16 protein-coding genes and 6 pseudogenes are annotated in these 21475 nt (G+C 62.8%); 13 read left to right on the forward strand and 9 right to left on the reverse strand.

The window, feature by feature from the left end; all coding sequences use genetic code 11:
* Positions 1-143: 143 nt before the first annotated feature.
* A complete protein-coding gene (locus AB4N42_RS18010) occupies positions 144-1160 on the reverse strand; it encodes an AraC family transcriptional regulator (RefSeq protein ID WP_460116404.1) in 1017 nt (338 codons plus the stop codon).
* Between the two features lie 11 nt (positions 1161-1171).
* Positions 1172-2515, reverse strand: coding sequence for a CDP-diacylglycerol--serine O-phosphatidyltransferase (pssA, locus tag AB4N42_RS18015; protein WP_198796515.1), 1344 nt, complete (start codon positions 2513-2515; stop codon positions 1172-1174).
* A 126-nt stretch (positions 2516-2641) separates the two neighbouring features.
* Between pssA and AB4N42_RS18020 the strand changes: the two genes are divergently transcribed.
* Positions 2642-3208, forward strand: a complete 567-nt coding sequence (locus tag AB4N42_RS18020; RefSeq protein ID WP_030138843.1) for a TetR/AcrR family transcriptional regulator — start codon at positions 2642-2644, stop codon at positions 3206-3208.
* Between the two features lie 60 nt (positions 3209-3268).
* Complete coding sequence (locus AB4N42_RS18025; RefSeq protein ID WP_030138842.1) at positions 3269-3748, forward strand: nuclear transport factor 2 family protein; 480 nt, start codon at positions 3269-3271, stop codon at positions 3746-3748.
* A 137-nt stretch (positions 3749-3885) separates the two neighbouring features.
* Here the strand turns inward: AB4N42_RS18025 and AB4N42_RS18030 are convergent.
* Positions 3886-4957, reverse strand: a pseudogene (locus AB4N42_RS18030) (M42 family metallopeptidase).
* Positions 4958-5204: 247 nt separating this feature from the next.
* Between AB4N42_RS18030 and AB4N42_RS18035 the strand changes: the two are divergent.
* From AB4N42_RS18035 to AB4N42_RS18045, 3 genes and pseudogenes are all read left to right on the forward strand, one after another.
* The gene (locus tag AB4N42_RS18035; RefSeq protein WP_030138840.1) at positions 5205-5606 is read left to right on the forward strand and encodes a hypothetical protein; all 402 of its coding nucleotides are present in this window, start codon (positions 5205-5207) and stop codon (positions 5604-5606) included.
* 240 nt (positions 5607-5846) lie between these two features.
* Positions 5847-7049: an NAD(P)/FAD-dependent oxidoreductase gene (locus AB4N42_RS18040; protein ID WP_198796517.1), complete on the forward strand. Its 1203-nt coding sequence runs from the start codon at positions 5847-5849 to the stop codon at positions 7047-7049.
* A 217-nt stretch (positions 7050-7266) separates the two neighbouring features.
* Positions 7267-8179 (forward strand): annotated as a pseudogene (locus tag AB4N42_RS18045) (LysR substrate-binding domain-containing protein).
* A gap of 208 nt (positions 8180-8387) precedes the next feature.
* Here AB4N42_RS18045 and AB4N42_RS18050 read toward each other — a convergent pair.
* From AB4N42_RS18050 to AB4N42_RS18075, 6 genes and pseudogenes are all read right to left on the reverse strand, one after another.
* The gene (locus tag AB4N42_RS18050; protein WP_198796519.1) at positions 8388-9428 is read right to left on the reverse strand and encodes an ABC transporter substrate-binding protein; all 1041 of its coding nucleotides are present in this window, start codon (positions 9426-9428) and stop codon (positions 8388-8390) included.
* 104 nt (positions 9429-9532) lie between these two features.
* Positions 9533-10711, reverse strand: a complete 1179-nt coding sequence (argE, locus tag AB4N42_RS18055; protein ID WP_460115096.1) for an acetylornithine deacetylase — start codon at positions 10709-10711, stop codon at positions 9533-9535.
* Positions 10704-11378 carry a DUF1028 domain-containing protein gene (locus AB4N42_RS18060; protein ID WP_030138835.1) on the reverse strand — a complete coding sequence of 225 codons (675 nt, stop codon included), beginning with the start codon at positions 11376-11378 and terminating at the stop codon, positions 10704-10706. Before AB4N42_RS18060 ends, argE begins: the two co-directional genes overlap by 8 nt.
* 10 nt (positions 11379-11388) lie before the next feature.
* A complete protein-coding gene (locus AB4N42_RS18065; protein WP_003182257.1) occupies positions 11389-11799 on the reverse strand; it encodes a RidA family protein in 411 nt (136 codons plus the stop codon).
* Positions 11799-13104 (reverse strand): annotated as a pseudogene (locus AB4N42_RS18070) (flavin-containing monooxygenase). Before AB4N42_RS18070 ends, AB4N42_RS18065 begins: the two are co-directional and overlap by 1 nt.
* A 235-nt stretch (positions 13105-13339) precedes the next feature.
* Positions 13340-14254 (reverse strand): LysR family transcriptional regulator, encoded by a 915-nt coding sequence (locus tag AB4N42_RS18075; RefSeq protein WP_460115097.1) that lies wholly within the window; start codon positions 14252-14254, stop codon positions 13340-13342.
* 118 nt (positions 14255-14372) lie between these two features.
* Between AB4N42_RS18075 and AB4N42_RS18080 the strand changes: the two genes are divergently transcribed.
* The 8 genes and pseudogenes from AB4N42_RS18080 to AB4N42_RS18115 all read left to right on the forward strand — a co-directional run bounded on the left by AB4N42_RS18080 (position 14373) and on the right by AB4N42_RS18115 (position 21470).
* Positions 14373-15212 carry a pirin family protein gene (locus tag AB4N42_RS18080; RefSeq protein ID WP_460115098.1) on the forward strand — a complete coding sequence of 280 codons (840 nt, stop codon included), beginning with the start codon at positions 14373-14375 and terminating at the stop codon, positions 15210-15212.
* A gap of 46 nt (positions 15213-15258) precedes the next feature.
* Positions 15259-16335 (forward strand): alkene reductase, encoded by a 1077-nt coding sequence (locus AB4N42_RS18085; protein ID WP_460115099.1) that lies wholly within the window; start codon positions 15259-15261, stop codon positions 16333-16335.
* 165 nt (positions 16336-16500) lie between these two features.
* Positions 16501-16925, forward strand: a pseudogene (locus AB4N42_RS18090) (nuclear transport factor 2 family protein).
* Complete coding sequence (locus AB4N42_RS18095) at positions 16922-17677, forward strand: SDR family NAD(P)-dependent oxidoreductase (protein ID WP_198796525.1); 756 nt, start codon at positions 16922-16924, stop codon at positions 17675-17677. The pseudogene AB4N42_RS18090 and the gene AB4N42_RS18095 overlap by 4 nt, the downstream one beginning before the upstream one ends.
* Before the next feature lie 3 nt (positions 17678-17680).
* A pseudogene (locus AB4N42_RS18100) lies at positions 17681-18929 on the forward strand (NAD(P)/FAD-dependent oxidoreductase).
* On the forward strand, positions 18926-19741 hold the full coding sequence (locus tag AB4N42_RS18105; RefSeq protein WP_460115100.1) for a DUF1365 domain-containing protein: 816 nt from the start codon (positions 18926-18928) through the stop codon (positions 19739-19741). The pseudogene AB4N42_RS18100 and the gene AB4N42_RS18105 overlap by 4 nt, the downstream one beginning before the upstream one ends.
* Positions 19713-20981, forward strand: a complete 1269-nt coding sequence (locus tag AB4N42_RS18110) for a class I SAM-dependent methyltransferase (protein ID WP_460115101.1) — start codon at positions 19713-19715, stop codon at positions 20979-20981. The genes AB4N42_RS18105 and AB4N42_RS18110 overlap by 29 nt, the downstream gene beginning before the upstream one ends.
* A pseudogene (locus AB4N42_RS18115) lies at positions 20978-21470 on the forward strand (DUF2878 domain-containing protein). Before AB4N42_RS18110 ends, AB4N42_RS18115 begins: the two are co-directional and overlap by 4 nt.
* Positions 21471-21475 lie beyond the last annotated feature (5 nt).

Genomic DNA, 21475 nt, shown 5'->3' on the forward strand with positions numbered 1-21475 from the left:
TGCCCAGTGAAACCTATGTGGGAAAACCTATGTGGGAGCCTGCTCGCGAAGGCGGTGGGTCAGACGGCACAATTGTCGATTGTTAAATCGCTATCGCGAGCAAGCTCGCTCCCACAAAAACTCCCTGCGCCTATCCAGGGGGATCAGTGAGGATCGTTGAGAATCAGGCTGCGGTAATGCCCTGGATTGGACCCGGACCACTTGCGAAACGCCTTGTAGAACGAGCTGGCATCGGCGAACCCCAGGCGCGAGGCAATCTCCACGAAGCTGATGGACGGCTCGGCCAACCATGTGATGGCCAGCTCCTTGCGTACGCTGTCCTTCAGGCCCTGGTAGGTCTGTCCCTCCTCCGCCAGCCGGCGACGCAGGGTCGACGCTGAAACACACAGTTGCTGGGCCAGTGCCTCGGTTTCCGGCCACTGCTCAGCGGGCAATTGGCGCAGATCATGCCGGATGCGGCTGGAGAGGCTTTGTGGATCGCGGTACTTGACCAGGATGTTCGTCGGCGCCTGGGCCAGGAAGCGCTTGAGTTCTTCGGGGCTTCGCCGGATAGGCTGGTCCAGGCATTCGGCGGAGAAAATCATCCGCGTACGAGGTCGGTCGAAGCGCAGGTTCTGGGAGAACATGACGCGGTAGTCGTCGCAGAAATCCGGCGCCGGGCAACGCAACTCGACCGACAGGATCGGGATGCGCCGTCCGGCCAGCCAGCAGGCCACGCCGTGGACAATCATCCAATAGGTGAAATAGGTAAATGCCCGACGCGGCGCCTGGCCTTCTTCGAGCAGGACGATTTCCGCCAGGCTCTGCTGGCGAGCCCACTGGGCTGGCAGATGTTCCAGCATCAGCGACAGGAAACCCAGTCCTGCGGTCAAACCCGTAGCCAACGTCGGTTGGGCCATGGCGCACTGGCAAAGAAACGCCAGGCTGCCGGACTTGAGCTTGCGCGGGTCCATGCCGAAGAACTCGTCATCGCGGCGCCGGGCCAGCAGGCGCCAGAGCCGTGCATAGGCATGGGCCGGCACCCGGGCCTGGGGATCATCGAGCAAGGCCGGGGCTATGCCGACCTTTTCCAGGACTTCATCCGTCGCGGCTCCTGGCGCGCAGCTTTGCAACAGCGCCTCACGCACCAACTGGATGGAGATGGTGTCTTTTTCCGCCATGGCACGGGTGTTCACAGGATCCGATAAAGCAGTCGCTCTATCCGCACCCGGCTGACGCGCTTGAGGAACTTGCCCACCGCCGCCGGATAGTCCGGCAGGGTTTCCAGGTCCAGGTAGCGTTCGATGCGGTGGGTGTGGCGATAGATCTTTTCAAGCTCGGCCTGGCGCGACGCCAGCAGTTCGCCCTTGGGGTCGTCCAGCAACAGGGCGTTTTCCAGGTCCAGGCGAAACGCCCTGGGGTTCAGGTTGTTGCCGGTCAGCAAGGTGTAGCGCTCGTCGACCCACATGCCCTTGAGGTGGTAGGTGTTGTCGCCGTCGCGCCACAGGTGCAGGTTCAACTGGCCGCTGTCGATGTAGCGCTGGTGCCGCTTGGCGAAGCGCCGCAGGCTGATCTCGTACAGATACGGCAATGCGGCAATGATCTTGAACGGCTCGCTTGGCGGAATGTAGAAATCGTTGGCGGTCTTGTCGCCGACGATAATGTCGATCCGCACCCCGCGGGCCAGGGCCCGGTTGATTTCCCGGGTCACCGCCAGCGGCAGGTTGAAGTAAGGCGTGCAGATGGTCAGTTGCTGGCGGCTGCTGGCAATCAGTTCACCGATCACTCGACTCAACGGGTTGTTCTTGCCGACGCCCAGCAGCGGACTGACCGACAGGCCACTTTTATCGAGGCTGCCAGCCGTGGTGTCGTAGGCCGCATATTTGAGGCGACTGCGCAGGTCGCCGATGTCCTTGCGCAAACTGCGGGTGCTGGGCAGGTTCGGCAAGTCGAGGCGATGCACCGCCCGGGAGGCAACCAGGCCGTGCTGCACCAAGTGATGCATCGAATCGGCCAGCGCGGTGTTCTGTAGCAGGTGATAACGGTCGTAGCGGTATTTATCGAATTTGTGCAGGTAGACGTTGTTCAGGCTGGCGCCGCTGTAGAGCACGCAGTCGTCGATCACAAAGCCTTTCAAGTGCAACACGCCGAACAGCTCGCGGGTCTGCACCGGCACGCCGTAGATCGGCACTTCGCTGGCATGGGTGCGCGTCTGTTCCTGATACCACGCCGAGTTGCCGGGCTGCTTCTTGGCCCCGATCAATCCGCGCTGGGCGCGCAGCCAATCCACCACCACGACCACCTCCAGCTCAGGACGCGCGGTCTTGGCGGCATGCAGGGCATCGAGGATTTCCTGGCCGGCCTCATCCTGTTGCAGGTACAGGGCGACGATGTAGATGCGCTGGGTGGCCTGGGCGATTTTCTCCAGCAGGCAACGGCGGAACTCGGCGGCGCCATCAAGGATGGTCACGGCATCGGCGGTCAGTGCAAAGCTGCGCAGCTTGGGCAGCAGGGAGCGTTTGAAAAGCGACGGCATAGGGCTCGCAAAAGGTCAAATCCGAAGAACCGACGAGCTTACACCATGATGGACGGCTTTGGGCCTCCCCCGCCCGATGAAAAAAAACATTTGACCAAGGAGAACGATCATTCTACTTTTAGGCCCATGAACGAAATCAATAGCAGTGAAACACGAGACATCATCCTCGATGTCGCCGAAAAACTGATCTACAAAAGTGGCATCGCTGCCACCGGCATGGATCTCCTGGTGAAAACCGCCGGCGTCTCCAGGAAAAGTATCTATCGCTACTTCGCCAACAAGGACGATCTGGTCGTTGCTGCGCTCAAGCGCCGGGACGAACGCTGGATGCAATGGTTCAGCGGCGAAGTGGACAAGGCGCCGACCCCGCTCGCACGGCTGCTCAACCTGTTCCCTGTGCTCAAGGGCTGGTTCGAGAGCGAAGGCTTCCGCGGCTGTGCGTTCATCAATACCAGCGGCGAAACCGGCGACCCCCGGGATCCGGTTCGCCAAGTGGCGAAAATGCACAAGCAGAAGTTGCTCGACTACGTGACCGGCCTGTGTGTCGAGCAAGGCATCGAGCGGCCGGAGCAGCTGGCTCGGCAGGTGCTCATTCTGATCGACGGCGCCATCACCCTCGCGCTGGTCATGGGCGATCACGACGCTGCCGATCAGGCCCAAGACGTATTGAAGACCCTGCTGGCCATTGAATAAGCAACACGCGTACCTGCAAGACCGCCTGTTATTTATGCACTCATCATCTGGAGATTTGCCATGTCGTCCTCTGCCGAAGTTCGTCCACCGCTGCCGCCGTTCACCCGTGAAACAGCCATCGAGAAAGTTCGCCTGGCCGAAGACGGCTGGAACTCTCGCGATCCGCAGAAAGTTTCGCTGGCCTATACCCTCGATACCCAATGGCGCAACCGCGCCGAATTCGCCCATAGCCGGGAAGAAGCCAAGGCTTTCCTGACTCGCAAGTGGGCCAAGGAACTGGATTACCGGCTGATCAAGGAACTCTGGGCCTTCACCGACAACCGCATTGCCGTGCGTTACGCCTATGAATGGCACGACGATTCGGGCAACTGGTTCCGTTCCTATGGCAATGAGAATTGGGAGTTCAACAACGAGGGGCTGATGTCCAACCGCTACGCCTGCATCAACGACATGCCGATCAAGGAAAGCGAACGTAAATTCCACTGGCCGCTGGGCCGTCGGCCAGACGATCACCCGGGGCTTTCCGATCTGGGGCTGTAATACCCAAACCTGGACTGACCCCAACCTGTGGGAGCGAGCTTGCTCGCGATGAGCTGGCAGTCGACACCTCTGTTGACTGGCCGGCCGCCATCGTCGGAACGCCGCCCGGAGCAAGCTCGCTCCCACACTGTTTTTTGTCAGTCTTTGGTTCGATTCAGCAAAAACTCCAGCAACGTTCCAGCGCAGGCCTCGATACTTCCGTCCACGATCAGTTCGTAACCGTGGGTATTTTCCGTCGGGATCGCAATGCAGCCGCCTTGGGCCGACACCCCACTGCTCATGATCGCACTGGCATCGCTGGCGAAATCCGCCAGCAGCGCGAATTGTGGCGTCAGCCCGCAGCGCTTGCCGGCCTGGTACAACTGGTCGACGATCCCACGGTGGTAGCAGCCGTTTTTATCGCCGGTGTTGATGATCGGATCGACGCCCAGGCGGGTGGCGTATTCCGCGACCACGGGGCCGACCTCAACGGCAACCGTCGCATCCCCTGGCAGGTGGCTGGCGGCGTAGAGCGCGCCGGCGATTGGATTCCTCTTCTTGCGTGGTGAACACGAAATACACGTCGTGCGTGAGCGCCTCGCGGCGGCTGCCCAATAACGTGGCGGCCTGGAGGCTGGCGACCATGGGCGCGCGGTCATCGAGGAAATGCGCGGCGATGGCATCGCCGACCCGAAACGGGCGCCGCCAGTGCTGGCTCAAGACCACTCGCGTGCCGGGGCGTACGCCATGGGTTTGCAACTGTTCACCGGAGCATCGGGTGATCACATGCACATCGCCCCAATTGACGTTCCCCGACAGCACATCCGCCCCCTGATGGGTTTCACCAGTGCTGTGCATCGATCCGAATGACAACACACCGGGGATGAAGTCCCGGTCACCGAGAATGTCCACCGGGCACACCCCGAAGTTGATCGGATTGGCGCCGCCCAGTGAGACCACCCGCAACGTGCCGTCGGGCTCGATACGCTTGACCAGCATGGCGATTTCGTCCAGGTGCGCCATGATCCGGACCGGCGAATTCGTTTCAGCGCCTGACAGGTTTCCCTTGATCAGGCCGATGACATTGCCGGCCGGATCGACCCAGGTTTCGTCGCAGTGCGGCTCCAGCTCCCGCAGGCAGATATCGCGCACTTCGTGCTCCTGCCCGCCGGGCCCGCGGGCCATCAGCAGCTCTTCCAGCAGCGGTAAGGTGGACGGATTGGATTGCATCGAAGGGAGTCTCCTTTTCCAGGTGCGACCTGCTGACGAAGCGGGCCGCGACGTGTTTGTCTTCTTGAACACGGCTGGCGCTGAAAAATTTGATCGGATCCTGGCGAAACTGACGAGCGGGCCTTGCGCAGCGCGCGGACAGGCGGCCCGTTCGAAGGGTTGACCGACGCGCCGCCAGGCATCACATTGCCTGGGTCGCCCCTACGCCAAAAGGCGGTTTTGCTGTGTCGCAGATCTCGTGGAGCCCATGACCGCGTCGATTCCGATCCGTCCCCCCTGCCCGCCTGGCGTGTGTGATTGCGGGCGTGATGCATTGCTGCAAACGCCTGGCAGCGATTTGCGCATCCTTTGCCTGAATCGCCAGGAGGAGAAGCGCCTGCTTGAGCGATTGGAGAATATCCAGAGCCTGGACGAGCTCGAACGGTTGCAGCAGCGGCTGTTCGAGAACCTGGGCGTGCGGGTGACGATCGAGCCGGGTCATAACGAGGTTCGCACCATGCGCGGTATTGCCATTGAATTTCAGGAGCAGCCAGGGCTGTGCCGCAAGATTCGCCAGTCGATTCCGGCTGCGATTCGGCGAGGGCTGGAGAAGCGGCCTGAAATTGCCTGGCGGCTGTTGGATTCCCGGGATCTGTTTGGTGGGGGTTGATGGGGTTTTTCCATACCTTCGTCCATACCTTCGTATAGTCCCCTCACACCCACGCATGCCCGCACTGACCCTATGTAGAAGTGCCCCGCCTCTCTCCACCACCTACCATCTCCCACAGCGAACCGAAGCTGAATACGCCTGGCGATTCCAAACGCCAGGCCAAGCCCTTCCGCTCGTTCGCCACACGGTCACGCTGAAACAAACAATTCAACGTATCGATTTCGTCTTTGGGAGCACATCATGAAACAGCACATCTTGATCGTCGGCGCCGGTTTTGGCGGGGTATGGAGCGCACTCAGCGCCGCTCGCCTGCTCGACCAGCATGATCGCAACGATGTACAGATCAGCGTCCTGGCGCCCCAGGCGGAGTTGCGCATCCGCCCGCGTTTCTATGAGCCCGACGTCCATACCATGATGGCGCCCTTGGGCGAGTTGTTCGATGCGGTCGGCGTGAACTTCATCCACGGTGTCGCCGAAAGCATCGACGTAAACCGCAAACAAGTCGGCTACCGCGACGTTTTCGGCAGCCTCGCCACGCAAAGCTACGACCGGCTGGTACTCGCGGCGGGCAGCAAGCTGATGCGCCCGGAGCTGGAAGGCATGCTGGAACACGCGTTCGACGTCGATGAGATCGAACAGGCTGCGCGCCTGGAAGCCCATCTCAAATCCCTCGCAACCCTGCCCGACAGCCCCGCTCGCAACACCGTGGTGGTGGCCGGCGGTGGCTTCACCGGGATCGAAACCGCCACCGAAATGCCCGCCCGCCTGCGCGCCGTTCTCGGCAGCGATGCCAACATCCGCGTGATCGTCGTCGACCGTGGACCGTCAATCGGTGCCGCGCTGGGCGAAGGGATCAGCCCTTCGATCATCGAAGCCTCCGATCAGCTGGGTATCGAGTGGATCCTCAATGCCTCGGTCGAATCGGTGGATGCCAGCGGTGTCACCCTATCGGACGGCCAGCGCATCGAATCCAGGACCGTGATCTGGACGGTCGGTTTTCGCGCAAGCCCACTGACCGAACAAATACCTGGAACCCACGATCGCCAGGGCCGATTGCATGTCGACGGGCATCTGAAAGTCCTGGGACAAAACGACGTCTACGCCACCGGCGACGTGGCCTATGCCGCGACCGACGACCTCGGCAATTACGCGGTCATGTCTTGCCAGCACGCCATCGCCCTGGGCCGCTACGCGGGCAACAACGTTGCCGCCGACCTGCTCGGCGTCGCGCCGATGACCTACAGCCAACCCAAGTACGTGACGTGCCTGGATCTCGGCGCATGGGGCGCGGTGTACACCGAAGGCTGGGACCGCCAAGTGAAGTTGCTCGGCCAGGAAGCCAAGGAGCTCAAGCACCAGATCAACTCGGTGTGGATCTATCCGCCCGCCGCCGACCGCGCAACCGCCTTGGCGGCGGCTGACCCCTCCATCCCGGTGGCCTGATCCTCATATCCAGACGCGCCCTACTCCGGCCAGTCCCTCCTTCTGTGCCGGTTTTTCCCAGACGCCTGCCAAGGATTTTTCGGCGGGCGTTTTTTCTGCCCGCTCGACAAGCCAGCCTGGATATCGCCACTGCCCAGCAAAATCCGTTGCAACCCCCGTCGCCCCGCACCGGCGGCTCACGGTAAGGTAGGCGAAACCATCCGGATCGAGGTGTGCCGTGGCGTCCTATTCCCTGCGTCAGTTGAAGTATTTCGTCACCACCGTGGAATGTGGCAGCGTCGCCGAAGCCTCCCGCAAGCTGTACATCGCCCAGCCGTCGATTGCCACGGCGGTCAAGGGCCTGGAAGACAGTTTCGGCGTGCAATTGTTGATCCGCCATCACGCCCAGGGCGTCTCGCTGACCCCGGCCGGTGCGCGTTTCTATCGCAAGGCCCAGGAGCTGTTGCGCATGGCCCGGGAGTTCGAGCAGAACGCATTGGCCGACAACGACGTGGTCAGTGGACAGATCGACATCGGTTGCTTCGAAACCGTCGCCCCGCTCTACCTGCCACGGCTGATCGCGGGTTTTCGCGAGCGCTTTCCCGGCGTGGAGATCCGCGTGCAGGACGGCGAGCAGCAGGAGCTGGTCCAGGGCCTGACCGGTGGGCGTTTCGACCTGGCGATTTTTTATGAGCACGACCTCGACAGCACGATCGAAACCGAAGCGCTGACGGCGCCGCAACGGCCTTATGCATTGCTGCCGCACGGATCACCGCTTCGCCAATCAATCGCAGGTATCGCTGCGCGACCTGGTGCTTGAACCGATGATCCTGCTGGACGTCCAGCCCAGCCGTACCTATTTCGTCAGCATTTTCGAGGAGCTGGGCCTCACGCCAAACATCGTCTTCAGCTCGCCTTCCATCGAGATGGTGCGCGGCATGGTCGGCCAGGGATTTGGCTTCGCCGTGCTGGTGACCCGCCCGCAATCGACCTGCACCTACGACGGACAGCACGTGGTATGCGTGAGTATCGCCGAGGACGTGACGGGTTCGGCACTGGTGGCCGGTTGGCTCAAGCGCGCGCACCTGACCAAGCCGGCGCAGTTGTTCGTGGATTATTGCAAGGAGCAGTTCAAGGAGTGGTTGGCGTAGGCGAGTCACTCCGCTGTACTTGAAGACGCTATGTTTTCTGTGGCGAGGGGATTTATCCCCGCTGGGCTGCGCAGCAGACCCTTGATCTGCGCTCACGGCATATCAGATAAGTCGCGACCGCTTTTTTGGGACCGCTTCGCAGTCCAGCGGGGCGGTGCGACGTTTCGCTAAATCCCCTCGCCACAGTGGTTATCGTGCTGTTTAGTAGCTAGCGAGCCGCCCAGGCGTTGAAACGCTGCTCCAGCTCCTCGCCATGATCGACCCAGAACTCCGCGTCTACGGCTTGCGCCTGCGCCAGGTTGGCCTCGGCGGTGGGCAGTTGCTCACGGACTTCAGCGGGCAACAGGCCCAGCGTCTGGCGATGCACCGGTCCGTACGGGATGTTCTCCGAGAAAACTTTCTGCGTCTGCGGCTGGCTGGCAAAGGCGATGAACTTTTCGGCCAGGGCCTTGTTAGGCGTGCCTTTGACCACCGCCCAATACTCCGGGTCATACAGGCTTTGCGGCCAGACGATGCTCAGTTTCATGCCTTCCTTCTGCGCCGAGGCGATGCGACCGTTGTAGGCGGCACTCATCGCCACGTCCCCGGCCACCAGCCATTGCGCCGGCTGGGCGCCTGCCTCCCACCACTGGATGTTCGGCTTGATCTGGTCCAGCTTGGCAAATGCCCGTGTGACGCCCTCCGGTGTGTTCAAGACCTTGTACACGTCCTCGGTCTTGACGCCATCCGCCAGCAAGGCGATTTCCAGGGTGTACTTGGCGCCCTTGCGCAAACCGCGCTTGCCCGGGTACGCCTTCACGTTCCAGAAATCCGCCCAGGACGTCGGCGCCTTCGCAAGTTTGCTCTGGTCATACGCCAGGACCATCGACCAGACGTACGTCGCCACGCCGCACTCGGTGAGCGCTCCCGGCACGAAATCCCCGGGTTTGCCGATGACCGTCGGGTCGAGTCTTTCGAACAAGCCTTCTTCACAACCGCGCAGCAGCTCGGGACTTTCCACCTCGACCACGTCCCAACTGGTGTGCCCGGCCGCGACCATCGCCTTGATTTTCGACAGCTCGCCGTTGTATTCGCCGGCCACGATGTTTCCCGCACCGCTGGCGTTGAAGGGTTGGAAGTAGGCCTTGTCCTGGGCCAACTTGGTGGCGCCGCCGAATGAAATCACGGTCAGGCTTTGTGGCGCGGCCAGGACGCTGGTGCTCAGCAACGCCAGGGCACACGCAATGTTGCAACGCAAGGATCTGGACATGAAGCGGTTCCTCGAAAATGCCGGCTCGCCCGCACGAGTCGGCGACGGGACTCAAAAGTGACCGTAGGCGCGGGCGGCGTGGTCTACAGCGATTACAAAACTGTTCATCCTGGGTCCCGTCCATCGGGCTCGCTCAGGTGAATCGCCAGGCGATCCATCAACCGATCGCAGGCGGCCATTTGCTCGACACTCACGTACTCGTCGGGTTTGTGACCCTGGTCCATGCTGCCGGGACCGCAGACCACCGACGGGATGCCGGCCTGGTGGAACAGCCCGCCTTCGGTGCCAAACGCCACGGTGCCGAAGGCATCGCTGCCACAGAGTCGGGCAACCAGGCGCGCGGCTTCGCTGTCCGCCGAGGTCGCCAGGCCGGGATAGGCCGACAAAGGCTCGAAACGGATCGCGGTGTCGGCGTGAACCGCCCGCATCCTTGGCAGCAGCGCCTGTTCGGCGTAGTCCTGCAATTTCTCCATCACCCGCTGCGGGGCGAAATCCGGCAAGGCGCGTACCTCGAAGTCGAAGCGGCAATCGGCGGGGACGATGTTCAGTGCCGTGCCGCCCTGGATCACGCCGACCTGCACCGTCGAATAGGCCGGGTCGAAACGCACGTCGTGCTGCGAAGGCTCGGCCAGCTCGGCGCCGATCTCACCCAGCTGGCCGATCAGGCGCGCCGCCTGCTCGATGGCATTGACCCCGTAGGGCGCGTAGGCGGAATGGCAAGGCGCGCCCTTGACATGGCAACGCATCGCCAATTTGCCCTTGTGGCCCAGCACCGGTTGCAACTCGGTGGGTTCGCCGATCAGGCACAAGGCCGGTTGCGGAACCCGTTGCGGCAGGATTTCCAGCAGACTGCGCACACCCAGGCAACCGACTTCTTCGTCATAGGAAAAGGCCAGGTGCACCGGACGCCGCAGCGGGCTGGCGAGAAAAGTCGGCACCGCCGCGAGCACGCAAGCCAGGTAGCCTTTCATGTCCGCCGTACCGCGCCCGAACAACTTGCCGTCCCGCTCGCTCAACCGGAACGGCTCGACCGTCCAGGCTTGCCCATCCACCGGCACCACATCGGTATGCCCGGACAGCACCACGCCACCCGGCACCGACGGGCCGATACTCGCCAACAGGTTGGCCTTGGTGCGCTCGGCGTTGTAGATCAGCTCGCTGCTCACGCCCAGCCCTAGCAGGTAATCGCGGACGAACTCGATCAGTGCCAGGTTCGAATCGCGGCTGACCGTGGCAAAGCCCACCAGTTCGGCGAGCAGCGCGCGGCTGCGCAGCTCACTCATCGCCCGGCACTCCATAGCTGGGCGCCTGGGTTGGATCAAGGGCGCGGGTCAGGTAGTCCTGCAACTGCGGCTGATAGGCGAGCCAGAGCTTCTCCAGTTCGCCGATGGGGTTTTCCTCCGCCCAATCCACCCGCAGATCGACGATTGGCCAGGTCAGGTCATCCACCACTGACAACGCCGCCGAATGCACCGCTCCGGCTTCGCCACCGGCGGCCTGTCCCGCCTGCAATGCGCCCAACAGCCGGGACGCAAGACTGCCCTCGCCCTGCTCGAATGCCGCGACCATGGCGGCGATGACCCCATCGCCCGCTAGCAGATTGCCGGCCGCCACACACTGCTCACCGACCACGACGCCGTTGACACCCAAGGCGTGGCGACCACTGAAAACCGCCGTGCGCCCCTGGGCATCCACCACGGCGACCTGGCGATACTCGCTGTAGCCGTTACGCGCCAGGGCACGGTCCAGCGCCTCCTGCGCCCTCGAACCGGCCGCCAATTCGTCGAGGATCTGCGGCCCCAGCGCAGGCAATGTGATGTTCTGGCTCGACACCGCGCCCACCCCGGCCCGCAGCCACGGGCAACGGGCGCCGACGGCAATGCTCGAAGAGCTGATGGCGATGCCCAACTGGCCGGTTTCGGCGCAGCGTCCGACGATGGAAAACGTCATGTCGTACTCCTTATTCGGGGATGACCGCGATCACATCGATTTCCATCAGCCACTGCGGCTGGCCGAGGGCGCTGACCACCAGCCCGGTGGAAATCGGGAACACGCCCTTGAGCCATTTGCCGACCTCCTGGTACACCGGCTCGCGGTAACGCGGGTCGATCAGGTAGGTGGTGGTCTTGACGATGTGGCTCAGGTCGCTGCCGGCTTCTTCCAGCAATTGCTTGACGTTGCGCATGGCCTGCTCGGCCTGGGCACGCGGGTCGCCGAGGCCGACCAACTGGCCGTCGAAATCGGTGCCGACCTGTCCACGGACGTACACGGTATTGCCCGCGCGCACGGCCTGGCAGAGGTCGTTGTCCAGGGTCTGGTTCGGGTAGGTGTCCTTGGTGTTGAACATGCGGATGCGAGTATGAGTAGGCATCAACGAACTCCCGTCAGGCTGGTTTTCAAAGGTTGCGAATCGCGTTGGGATGCATCGCGGTAGTCGAAGTACGTGCGTTGTTTGACGATGTGGTCGGTGATGTGCCGGGCGTCGTGCCACACGCCCCAGATGAACGCCGAGCCGCGCCGCGACAGCCATGGCAGGCCGACGAAATAGAGGCCCGGCTCGCTACTGACGCCGCGCTGATGGCGAGGCTTGCCGTCGGCTTTCAACACATCGACGTTCAGCCAGCTGTAATCCACCGAATACCCGGTGGCCCAGATGATGGTCGTGACGCCCGACTCGGCCAGGTCCAGCTCCTGGATCGGATGGGTCATGCATGCAGGGTCGGGCAACAACCGGCGCGCCTCGGGTTCGGGCGGCAGGTCCAGGCCATTGCGCTCGATATAGGCATCGGCAGCGTCGAGCAAGGCCAGGTAGTTCTCATCGCCACGGGCGATGTTCTCGGCAAGGTTGGACTCGAAACTCACCACGCTGCCGTTGAAGGCCCGCGTCAGGCCCACCAGCGTGATGCCTTCGTGGGCCAGCCGACGAAAATCCACGGTATGGCCGCCCCGCGCCCCGCTCACGGCGATGGTCACGTGCTCCTTGCCCGGCTTGACGGCTTCGGCATCCCACTCGCCCAACACCCCCAGCCACCAGCAGAAATCCCGGTTGCGATAGGCCCGTGGCGGACGATCGTGAGCGCCGACAGAGAGATAGACCTGCCTCGCCGGCGCGCTGCAGTTCATCGGCGATCTGCACCCCCGACGACCCCGCGCCGACCACCAGCACGGCGCCTTCGGCCAACTGCGCGGGGTTGCGGTATTGCGCGGAATGAATCTGGGTGACCGTTGCCATTTCAGGCGCGATGGGCGGGATGACGGGGCGTTGGAAGGGCCCGGTGGCGACTACCACATTGGTGGCTTCGATCAGGCCGTCCGACGTATCAACGGTGAAACCCGGGCGACCGACAGTGCGCTCGACCTTGCGCACCTCCACCCCGGTGCGAATCGGCGCATTGAATTTGCGGGCATAGGCTTCGAAGTACTCGGCCACCTGGTCCTTGGAGGCAAAGGCATCGGGATCCAGGCCGGCGAATTCGAGCCCGGGAAATCGGTCATGCCAGGCCGGGCCGTTGGCGACCAGCGAATCCCAGCGCGCCGTGCGCCAGGCCTCGGCGATGCGGTTGCGCTCGACCACCAGGTGCGGCACGCCTTGGCGGCTCAAATGTTCACTCATGGCGACGCCGGCCTGGCCGGCGCCTATTACAAGCGTATCGATGCGTAGGGTTTCAACGGGCATGTCTGGGCACTTCCGGCAGTGGGCTTGGCTCAGGTCGGCGCGGTGCCGCCTCGGGTATCTTTTCTTGTTGTTCTGCGATTGCAGCTATCGAAATGAGCTGTCGAGGCGATTGTGTTGGCAGGCAGGAATTTGCGAAACGAGGCTTTTTATTGCGGCTGGGAAGGAAAAAACTGCTCGGTCCGGCGTTGCGCCAACCGAGGGCAATCCAAGGTCAAGAAGTACCGAAAAGGTGCGTTCAGCCCGGCCGGGCCGGGAACGCCTTGAGCTCGAGTGTCTCCATCACCAACCCGATGAATGCCGAGACCGCCAAGGGCAGTTGCCGTCGGCTGGGGTAAAGCACGTTCAGGCCGAAACCGCTTCGTTGGTACTGCGGCAGCACGCGCACCAGCCGGCCGGCTTCGAGGTCCATGGCGCTCAGCGCCGACGGAAGCACGGCGATGCCCAGGCCCGCTACCGCTGCCTTGCGCAATGCCTGGGCGGTATTGGCGTTGAAGCGGCTGGGTATCTGCACTTCCACTTCATGGCCATCCGGACCGATGAGCTGCCACTGGCTCAGCCCACTGGGATGGGGAAAATTCACGCTGTAGTGCCGAGCCAGGTCATCCAGCGACGTCGGCATGCCCCACGCAGCGATGTAGGCCGGGCTGGCGACCATGCCGTCGCTGGCATTGCTCAGCAGTTGCCGACCCACGTACCCCGAGTCCTGCAGCACACCGCCTCGAAACGCGACATCAATGCGATCGGCAATCAAGTCGACACGGGCATCGCTGAGCACGAAATCGAGTTGCACCCGCGGATGCGCGGCGAGGAAGTCCGCAATCCATTCCATCGGGAAGAAGTCGAAGAAATCCGCCATCGCGGCGATCCGCACCAGGCCGGCTGGTTCGTCACTGCCGTGCATCAGTGCCTGGCCCGCATCCATCAAGCCGTCTACCGCGCCCACGCAACGCTCATAGAACCCCTCGCCCACATGGGTCAACGTGAGCTTGCGCGTCGACCGTTGCAGCAACCGCGTCCCCAACTGCGCTTCCAGCTGCTGGACGCGCCGGCTGACGGTGTTCGAAGGCATGCCCAGCCGCCTGGCCGCTTCGGCAAAACTGCCGCTGCGCACCACTTGGACAAAAAGCGCCACGTCGTTCAGGTCCAGCATCGGCATTCCTTCGTTTTCTGGATGAGTTCAATCCGATTGTATCGGCTAATCAAGCCATTGGAAGCGGCTTACGCTTTCCCCATCGACGCCAACGTGCTTCAGAACTCCGAGGTCTTTCATGAACAGCATCGTCGCGACGCCACAGCGCGCCATCGTCCACCGTACCCGCGGCAACAGCCATGGGCCTATCACTCGGCTCATGAGCCCCGGCGATCTCGGCCAACTGTGCAAACCTTTCGTGTTTCTCGACCTGTTCGAATTAAACGCCAAGGGCATGCCACGCGGCTTCGGCATGCACCCTCATTCCGGGATCGCAACACTGACCTACATGATCGAGGGCGAAGTGGCCTATGAGGACACCACCGGCAAATCCGGCACGCTACCGAGTGGCGGCATGGAGTGGATGCAAGCCGGTGACGGCGTCTGGCATGACGCCCGGCCCGTTGGCGGCTCCGCCATACGCGGTTTCCAGCTCTGGGTAGCGTTGCCGCCGGCCCAGGAGAATGCCCCGGCCCACAGCGTTTATCTCGCGCCCTCCGAGATTCCTCGGGAAGGTCCGGCGCTGGTCCTGCTTGGCCAATACGGCGCCGCGCGCAGCAGCGTTGCCGCGCCCGCCGGCATGAACTACCTGGCCGTGCAGCTCAAGGACAAGGAGCGCTGGCGCTACACACCGCCGGCCGGACACGACGTTGCGTGGCTGGCCGTCAACAGCGGCAGCCTCGACGCGGACGCAAATATCACTGCTGGGGAAATGGTGATCTTCCAGGACTCCGCCGCAGCCATCGACATCGTTGCCCGGGGCGCGACCTCCTTCGTGCTCGGTTCGGCGGTCAAGCATCCCCACGACCTGGTGATGGGTCACTACTCAGTCCACACCAGCGAGGCCGCACTGGAACAGGGCGAAAGCGAAATCCGCCGCATCGGCGCCCAGTTGAAACAACAAGGGCGGCTGGCCTAGCCGTCCCTCGATACCCCTTTTCAATCCTGATAATCAAAGGTGCCTCATGAGCCACATCGGTCTTGATCTTCTGCTTTCCCGCGTCCAAGTCGGCACGCTGTCCTTGAAAAACCGCATGGTCATGGCGCCCATGACCCGCAGCCGCGCAGGCGACGGCGATGTCGCGACGCCGCTCATGGCCGAGTACTACAGCCAGCGGGCCAGCGCCGGGCTCATTGTTACCGAAGGCTCGCAGGTTTCGGCCCAAGGCAAGGGTTATCTGCGCACCCCCGGGATTTTCACCAGCCAGCAAGTCGCCGGCTGGAAACAGGTGACCGACGCTGTTCACGCCCAAGGTGGGCAAATCTACTTGCAACTCTGGCACGTGGGCCGGTTGTCCCACTCCCTGGTCCAGGCTGACGGCGCCCTGCCCGTGGCCCCGTCGGCGATCAAGGCCGACGGTGAAATCTATACCGCCGAAGGCCTCAAGCCCTATGAACTGCCACGGGCATTGGCGCTGGATGAAATCCCTGGGGTGATCGACGATTTCCGCCAGGCCGCCCTCAACGCCAAGCTCGCCGGTTTCGACGGCGTGGAAATCCACGGCGCCAACGGCTACCTGATCGACCAGTTCCTGCGTGACGGCACCAACCAGCGCACCGATGCCTACGGTGGCTCGATCGAAAACCGCGCGCGCTTTCTCAAGGAAGTGGTCGAGTCGGTGATCGAAGTCTTCGGCGCCAGCCGCGTTGGCGTTCGCATGTCGCCGATCTTCAGCTATTTCTCGATGAGCGACAGTCATCCCCAGGCAACTTTCGACTACACGGCCCGGATGCTCAGCCGCTATGGCCTGGCGTACCTGCACATTGTCGAATTGGGCGAAGGCCCGTTCGATTTCGTCGAACTCAAGCGGCGCTTTGGCGGCCCGTACATCGCCAACGGCGGCTACAGCGCTGAACGTGCGGGCATGGCGATCAGCCAGGGCTCGGCGGACTTGGTGGCGTTTGGCACACCGTTCCTGGCGAATCCGGACCTGGTGGAGCGTTTCAGGTTGGGTGAGGCGTTGAATGCGGCAGATCCAGCCACGTTCTATCAGGGCGAAGAAGCGGGTTATACGGATTATCCGAGCCTGCCCACGCAATAAAGGCAGGCACACAGCGGGGCGCATGGAAGCGCTCCATTGCTCGCCACCTTACGTTGTACAGAACTGCGAAATACTTATACAAAACACTTTATCTCGTACAACTCATGCAGTACGCTCCGAATACTTGTACAGGAATACCACCATGTACAACTTTCGGAGCCTGACATGTCTGCCTTTCTCAAGGGTTTCGCCCACGCGTTCGCCGAACTGGACGCCAGCCGTCTGGCCGAACTCGACAGGCTCTACAGCGACGATGTGCTCTTCCAAGACCCATTGCACCGGGTAGAAGGGCTGCCGGCCTTGCGCGATTACTTCGCCCAGCTCTACGCCAACGTCCGCGACGTGCATTACGACTTTCATGGCTACGATGAAACCGCCACCGGCGAGGGCTACCTGCGCTGGACGCTGCGCTTTCGTCACCCGCGCCTGAACGGCGGTGCACCGATCGAATTGGCAGGCTGCAGCTACTTGCGCTGGAACGATCGGGTCTATCTGCATCGGGATTTCTTCGACATGCCGGCGCCCTGCTCTACGAGCACTTGCCTCTCTTCGGGCCGCTCATTCGCTGGCTCAAGCGGAGGCTGGCATGAGCCGCATCTGGCTGACCGGTGCCAGCAGCGGAATCGGCGCCGAGCTGGCCGCGGTGCTGCTTGGACAGGGTCATCACCTGGCATTGAGCGCGCGGCAAATCGGCCCACTGCAAGCCTTGGCTGAACGCTATCCAAACCAGGTATTGGTGCTGCCGGGGGACCTCAGCGATCCCGCGCAGGTGTCCTGCATTATCCAGCGCATCGACGTCGAATGGGCCGCCCTCGATCAGGTGATTCTCAACGCTGGCACCTGCGAATACCTGGAACCGGGGCAGTTCGACACACGCCTGGTGGAGCGCGTACTCGACACCAACCTGCTCGGCACCTGCCATTGCCTGGAAGCGGTCTTGCCCCTGTTGCGCCGAGGCCAAGCGCCGCATCTGGTCGCCGTGTGCAGCGCGGTGACCTGGCTGGCCCTGCCCCGGGCCGGTGCCTACGGCGCATCCAAGGCCGCGTTGCGTTACCTGCTCGAGTCATTGCGCATCGACCTGGCTGCCGAAGGCATCGACGTCACCCTGGTGAGCCCCGGTTTTGTCGATACGCCCCTGACCCGGCGCAATGACTTCCCGATGCCCCAGATCTGGTCGGCACAACGGGCCGCGCAGCACATCGCGCGACGCCTGGGCGCGCGCCCGCTGGATATCGCGTTTCCGTGGGCCTTCATTTTTGTCATGCGGTTGCTCGGGCACCTGCCTGCGCGCTGGCGCCTTGCGCTTGGCCGTCGTCTTTCACGTAACGCGGAAAGGACTTGAACCATGCGCATCGCAATCATCGGCAGCGGTATCTCGGGACTGACGTGCGCCTACCTGTTGGCCCGCCAGCATCAGATTACGGTGTTCGAAGCTGACAACCGGATCGGCGGCCATACCCATACCGTGGATGTCGATTGGCAGGGCCGACGCTACGGCGTGGACACCGGTTTCATTGTTTACAACGACTGGACCTACCCGAACTTCATCCGCTTGCTGGACCAGTTGGGCGTGGCGTCGCGCCCGACGGAAATGAGTTTCTCGGTGCATGACCCAGCGTCCGGCCAGGAATACAAAGGGCACAGCCTGGGCAGTCTGTTCGCCCATGCGGCGCAACCTGTTGTCTCCAGGCTTCTGGGGCATGCTGCTGGATATTCTCAGGTTCAACCGCGAGGCGACTGCGGACCTCAAGGCGCAGCGTATCGATAGCGCCACTCGACTGGGTGATTACCTGCACGACCGGCGCTACGGCCAACGCTTCATCGACCATTACATCGTGCCGATGGGCTCGGCGATCTGGTCGATGTCGCCGGCCGGAATGCTGGCGTTCCCGCTGCAATTTTTCGTGCGTTTCTGCCACAACCACGGCCTGCTGTCGGTTAACCAGCGTCCGCAATGGCGAGTGCTCGAAGGCGGTTCCCGCGCCTACATCGAGCCGTTGTGCGCCCGCTTTCGCCAACGCATCCATCTCGACTGTCCGGTGCAGCGGGTCAGCCGCGACGCCGACGGCGTGACCGTGCACAGCCATCGTGGCCCGGAGCGATTCGACAAGGTGGTATTCGCCTGCCACAGCGACCAGGCCCTGGCGCTGCTCGAAACCCCAAGCGTCGATGAAGTCGATGTGCTCGGTGCCCTGGCCTACGCCCACAACGAGGTGCTGCTGCACACCGACACTCGATTATTGCCACGGCGCCAGAACGCCTGGGCGAGCTGGAACTACCGTCTGGGCGGTCCGCCACAGGCACCTGCCGCATTGACCTACAACATGAACATTCTCCAGGGGTTCGATGCGCCGGTGACGTTCTGCGTGAGCCTGAACCAAAGCGCGTCGGTGGACCCGGCCAAGGTCCTCGCCCGCTTCGACTACGCCCACCCGCAATACAGCCTCGCCGGGATCGCCGCCCAGGCTCGGCAAAATGACCTGCAAGGACAGCAGCACAGCTATTTCTGCGGCGCCTACTGGGCCAATGGCTTCCATGAAGACGGCGTCGTCAGCGCGCTCGCCGTGGCGGAGCATTTCGGAGAAGTGCTTTGAACAGCAGCCTGTGTCACGGCTGGATCGATCATCGGCGCCATACGCCGCGCGTCCACGCGTTCCGGTATCCGATCGGCATGTTTTACCTCGATCTCGCCGAACAAGCGAGCCTGCTGAGACTGTCACGTTTACTGCGGCCATGGCGTGTGGCGCCGCTGTGCTGGCGTGAGCGTGACTACCTGCCGACCCTTACCCAAGCGGGCATCCCGCTGGTTCAAGCGGTGCGGGAAGTCGTAGGGCAAGCGCTGGGCTCCGTTCCTCAAGGCGCAATCCATCTGTTGACCCAACCACGCAGTTGGGGCCTGTCATTCAATCCGGTGAGTTTCTTCTTCTGCCATGACACTGCCGGGCGCCTGGCGGCAATTCTCTGTGAAGTGCGTAACACACCCTGGCGTGAGCGCCACCATTACGTGCTGCCGGTAACCCTCGGCGAGCCGCGCCTGTTCCAGGTCGCCAAGGCGTTCCATGTTTCACCGTTCCTGCCACGGGACATGGACTACCGCATGCGCTTCCTGATCCAGGGCTCGCACATCCGCGTGCACATGGAAAACTGGCGCGCCGGCCAAAAGGTGTTCGAGGCCGACCTCGCATTGCAACGTCGCCCTCTCGACGCGCCAGCACTGCGTCGCTACGTGCTGGCGTTTCCGTGGATGAGCTTGCGCACCGTGAGCGCCATCTATTGGCAGGCCCTGCGCCTGCTCTTCAAACGCACTCCCTTGCACGATCATCAGGCCAGCGATGGCAGCCTGACTGTCGGCCAAACCGCCCATAAGGATCCAGACCATGTCCGAACCCACCCTGAGCGTCACTAAGGCCAGCGGCGGCTGTCCGTTGAGCGGCGGCCTGTTCAAACAGGCCGTGTTCGCACAACTGCGTCGCCTGCGTCACGGCCACCTGCGCCTCATGCTGGATGGCGAGCCGTTGAGCTTTGGCGACGTGTCCAGCCCTTTGGTGGCCGAGGCCGAGATACTGGACGGTGCCGTCTGGGGCATGGTCGTCGGCAATGGTTCGATCGGTGCCGGCGAGGCGTATATCCACGGCTACTGGCGCAGCAACGACCTCACCGCCGTCACTCGCCTGTTCGTCGCCAATCTTGACGTGCTCGATGCCATGGACAGCGGCCTGGCACGCCTGGGCCGGCCTTTGCTGCGCGGCTTGCACTGGCTCAATCGCAACAGTCGCAAAGGCTCGCGGCGCAACATCATGGCCCATTACGACCTGGGCAACGAGCTGTTCGAACGCTTGCTAGATCCAACGATGATGTATTCGGCGGCCATGTTCGAACATGCCGAACAAAGCCTCGAACAGGCCCAGGTCAACAAGCTCGAGCGCATCTGCCAGAAGCTTGATCTGCGACCCGGCGACCATCTGCTGGAGATCGGCACCGGTTGGGGCAGCCTGGCCATCCATGCGGCGACCCATTACGGCTGCAAAGTCACCACCACGACACTTTCCCAAGAGCAGTACGCGCATACCTGTCAACGTGTCGCGGCGCTGGGCCTGCAACAACGCATCGAAGTGCTGTGCCAGGATTACCGCGACCTGGAGGGACGCTTCGATAAATTGGTGTCCATCGAGATGATCGAAGCGGTCGGCCATCGCTACCTGCCCGAGTATTTCCGCCGCTGCGCCGCGCTGCTCAAGGACGACGGCCTGATGCTGATCCAGGCCATCACCATTCGCGACCAACGCTACGACCAGGCCCGGCGCTCGGTGGATTTCATCCAGCGGCACATCTTTCCTGGTGGGGCGCTTCCGTCCCTGTCGATGCTGCTCAAGACCGCCAGTGCCCAGACCCCGCTCAACTTGCTGCACCTGGAAGATTTTGGCGCGCATTACGCCCGCACCCTGCGCCACTGGCACGACAACTTCCGGCAGTCGCGCCAGGCCCTGCTGGCGTTGGGTTATGACGAGACGTTCCAGCGCCTTTGGGAGTTTTACCTGTGCTATTGCGAGGGCGGGTTCCAGGAGCGGGCCATTGGCGTCGCGCAACTGCTGTTCGCCGCCCCCGGGGCCCGCCCCGCGCCCTTGCTGGAACAGCGTCAAGCATGATCAGTCGCACCGCGCTGATTGCCAATGCGCTCTGGCTGCAATTGGGCTGGTGGGCGTGTGTACTGGGTGCGCACCAGCCGGCATGGCTTGCTGCCGTGGTGGTTGGATTGCTCGCTCACCTACTGTTGTGCCCCGACCCGAAGGCCGAGCGTCGGGCGATGCTGCGTGTCGGTGTGAGCGGTATGTTGCTGGATGGAAGCCTGGGGATCTTGGGCCTGTTCGAATTCGCTGAAAGCCCGTTGCCGCTGTGGCTGGCGCTGCTCTGGCTGGTTTTTGCCAGCGGGCTGCGCCACAGCCTGGCATGGGCTGGAAAAAAGCTGTGGCTTGGCGCCCTCGCGGGCGCAGTCGGCGGCCCCCCTCGCCTACTGCGCGGGCGCACCACTGGCGGGTGTTTCACTGCCGCTGGGGATGCTCGGCACCGCGCTGGTGCTGGCGCCGCTATGGGCGATAGGGCTGCCGCTGGCCGTACGCCTGGCCGACGCCCAATAGCCACG

The sequence above is a fragment of the Pseudomonas sp. H2_D02 genome (genome assembly GCF_054677635.1).

Bases quoted from the DNA above. Each gene is read 5' to 3' on its own strand.
- AB4N42_RS18010 (WP_460116404.1), bottom strand. From the start codon at position 1,160: ATGGCGGAAAAAGACACCATCTCCATCCAGTTGGTGCGTGAGGCGCTG.
- pssA (WP_198796515.1), bottom strand. From the start codon at position 2,515: ATGCCGTCGCTTTTCAAACGCTCCCTGCTGCCCAAGCTGCGCAGCTTT.
- AB4N42_RS18020 (WP_030138843.1), top strand. From the start codon at position 2,642: ATGAACGAAATCAATAGCAGTGAAACACGAGACATCATCCTCGATGTC.
- AB4N42_RS18025 (WP_030138842.1), top strand. From the start codon at position 3,269: ATGTCGTCCTCTGCCGAAGTTCGTCCACCGCTGCCGCCGTTCACCCGT.
- AB4N42_RS18035 (WP_030138840.1), top strand. From the start codon at position 5,205: ATGACCGCGTCGATTCCGATCCGTCCCCCCTGCCCGCCTGGCGTGTGT.
- AB4N42_RS18040 (WP_198796517.1), top strand. From the start codon at position 5,847: ATGAAACAGCACATCTTGATCGTCGGCGCCGGTTTTGGCGGGGTATGG.
- AB4N42_RS18050 (WP_198796519.1), bottom strand. From the start codon at position 9,428: ATGTCCAGATCCTTGCGTTGCAACATTGCGTGTGCCCTGGCGTTGCTG.
- argE (WP_460115096.1), bottom strand. From the start codon at position 10,711: ATGAGTGAGCTGCGCAGCCGCGCGCTGCTCGCCGAACTGGTGGGCTTT.
- AB4N42_RS18060 (WP_030138835.1), bottom strand. From the start codon at position 11,378: ATGACGTTTTCCATCGTCGGACGCTGCGCCGAAACCGGCCAGTTGGGC.
- AB4N42_RS18065 (WP_003182257.1), bottom strand. From the start codon at position 11,799: ATGCCTACTCATACTCGCATCCGCATGTTCAACACCAAGGACACCTAC.
- AB4N42_RS18075 (WP_460115097.1), bottom strand. From the start codon at position 14,254: ATGCTGGACCTGAACGACGTGGCGCTTTTTGTCCAAGTGGTGCGCAGC.
- AB4N42_RS18080 (WP_460115098.1), top strand. From the start codon at position 14,373: ATGAACAGCATCGTCGCGACGCCACAGCGCGCCATCGTCCACCGTACC.
- AB4N42_RS18085 (WP_460115099.1), top strand. From the start codon at position 15,259: ATGAGCCACATCGGTCTTGATCTTCTGCTTTCCCGCGTCCAAGTCGGC.
- AB4N42_RS18095 (WP_198796525.1), top strand. From the start codon at position 16,922: ATGAGCCGCATCTGGCTGACCGGTGCCAGCAGCGGAATCGGCGCCGAG.
- AB4N42_RS18110 (WP_460115101.1), top strand. From the start codon at position 19,713: ATGTCCGAACCCACCCTGAGCGTCACTAAGGCCAGCGGCGGCTGTCCG.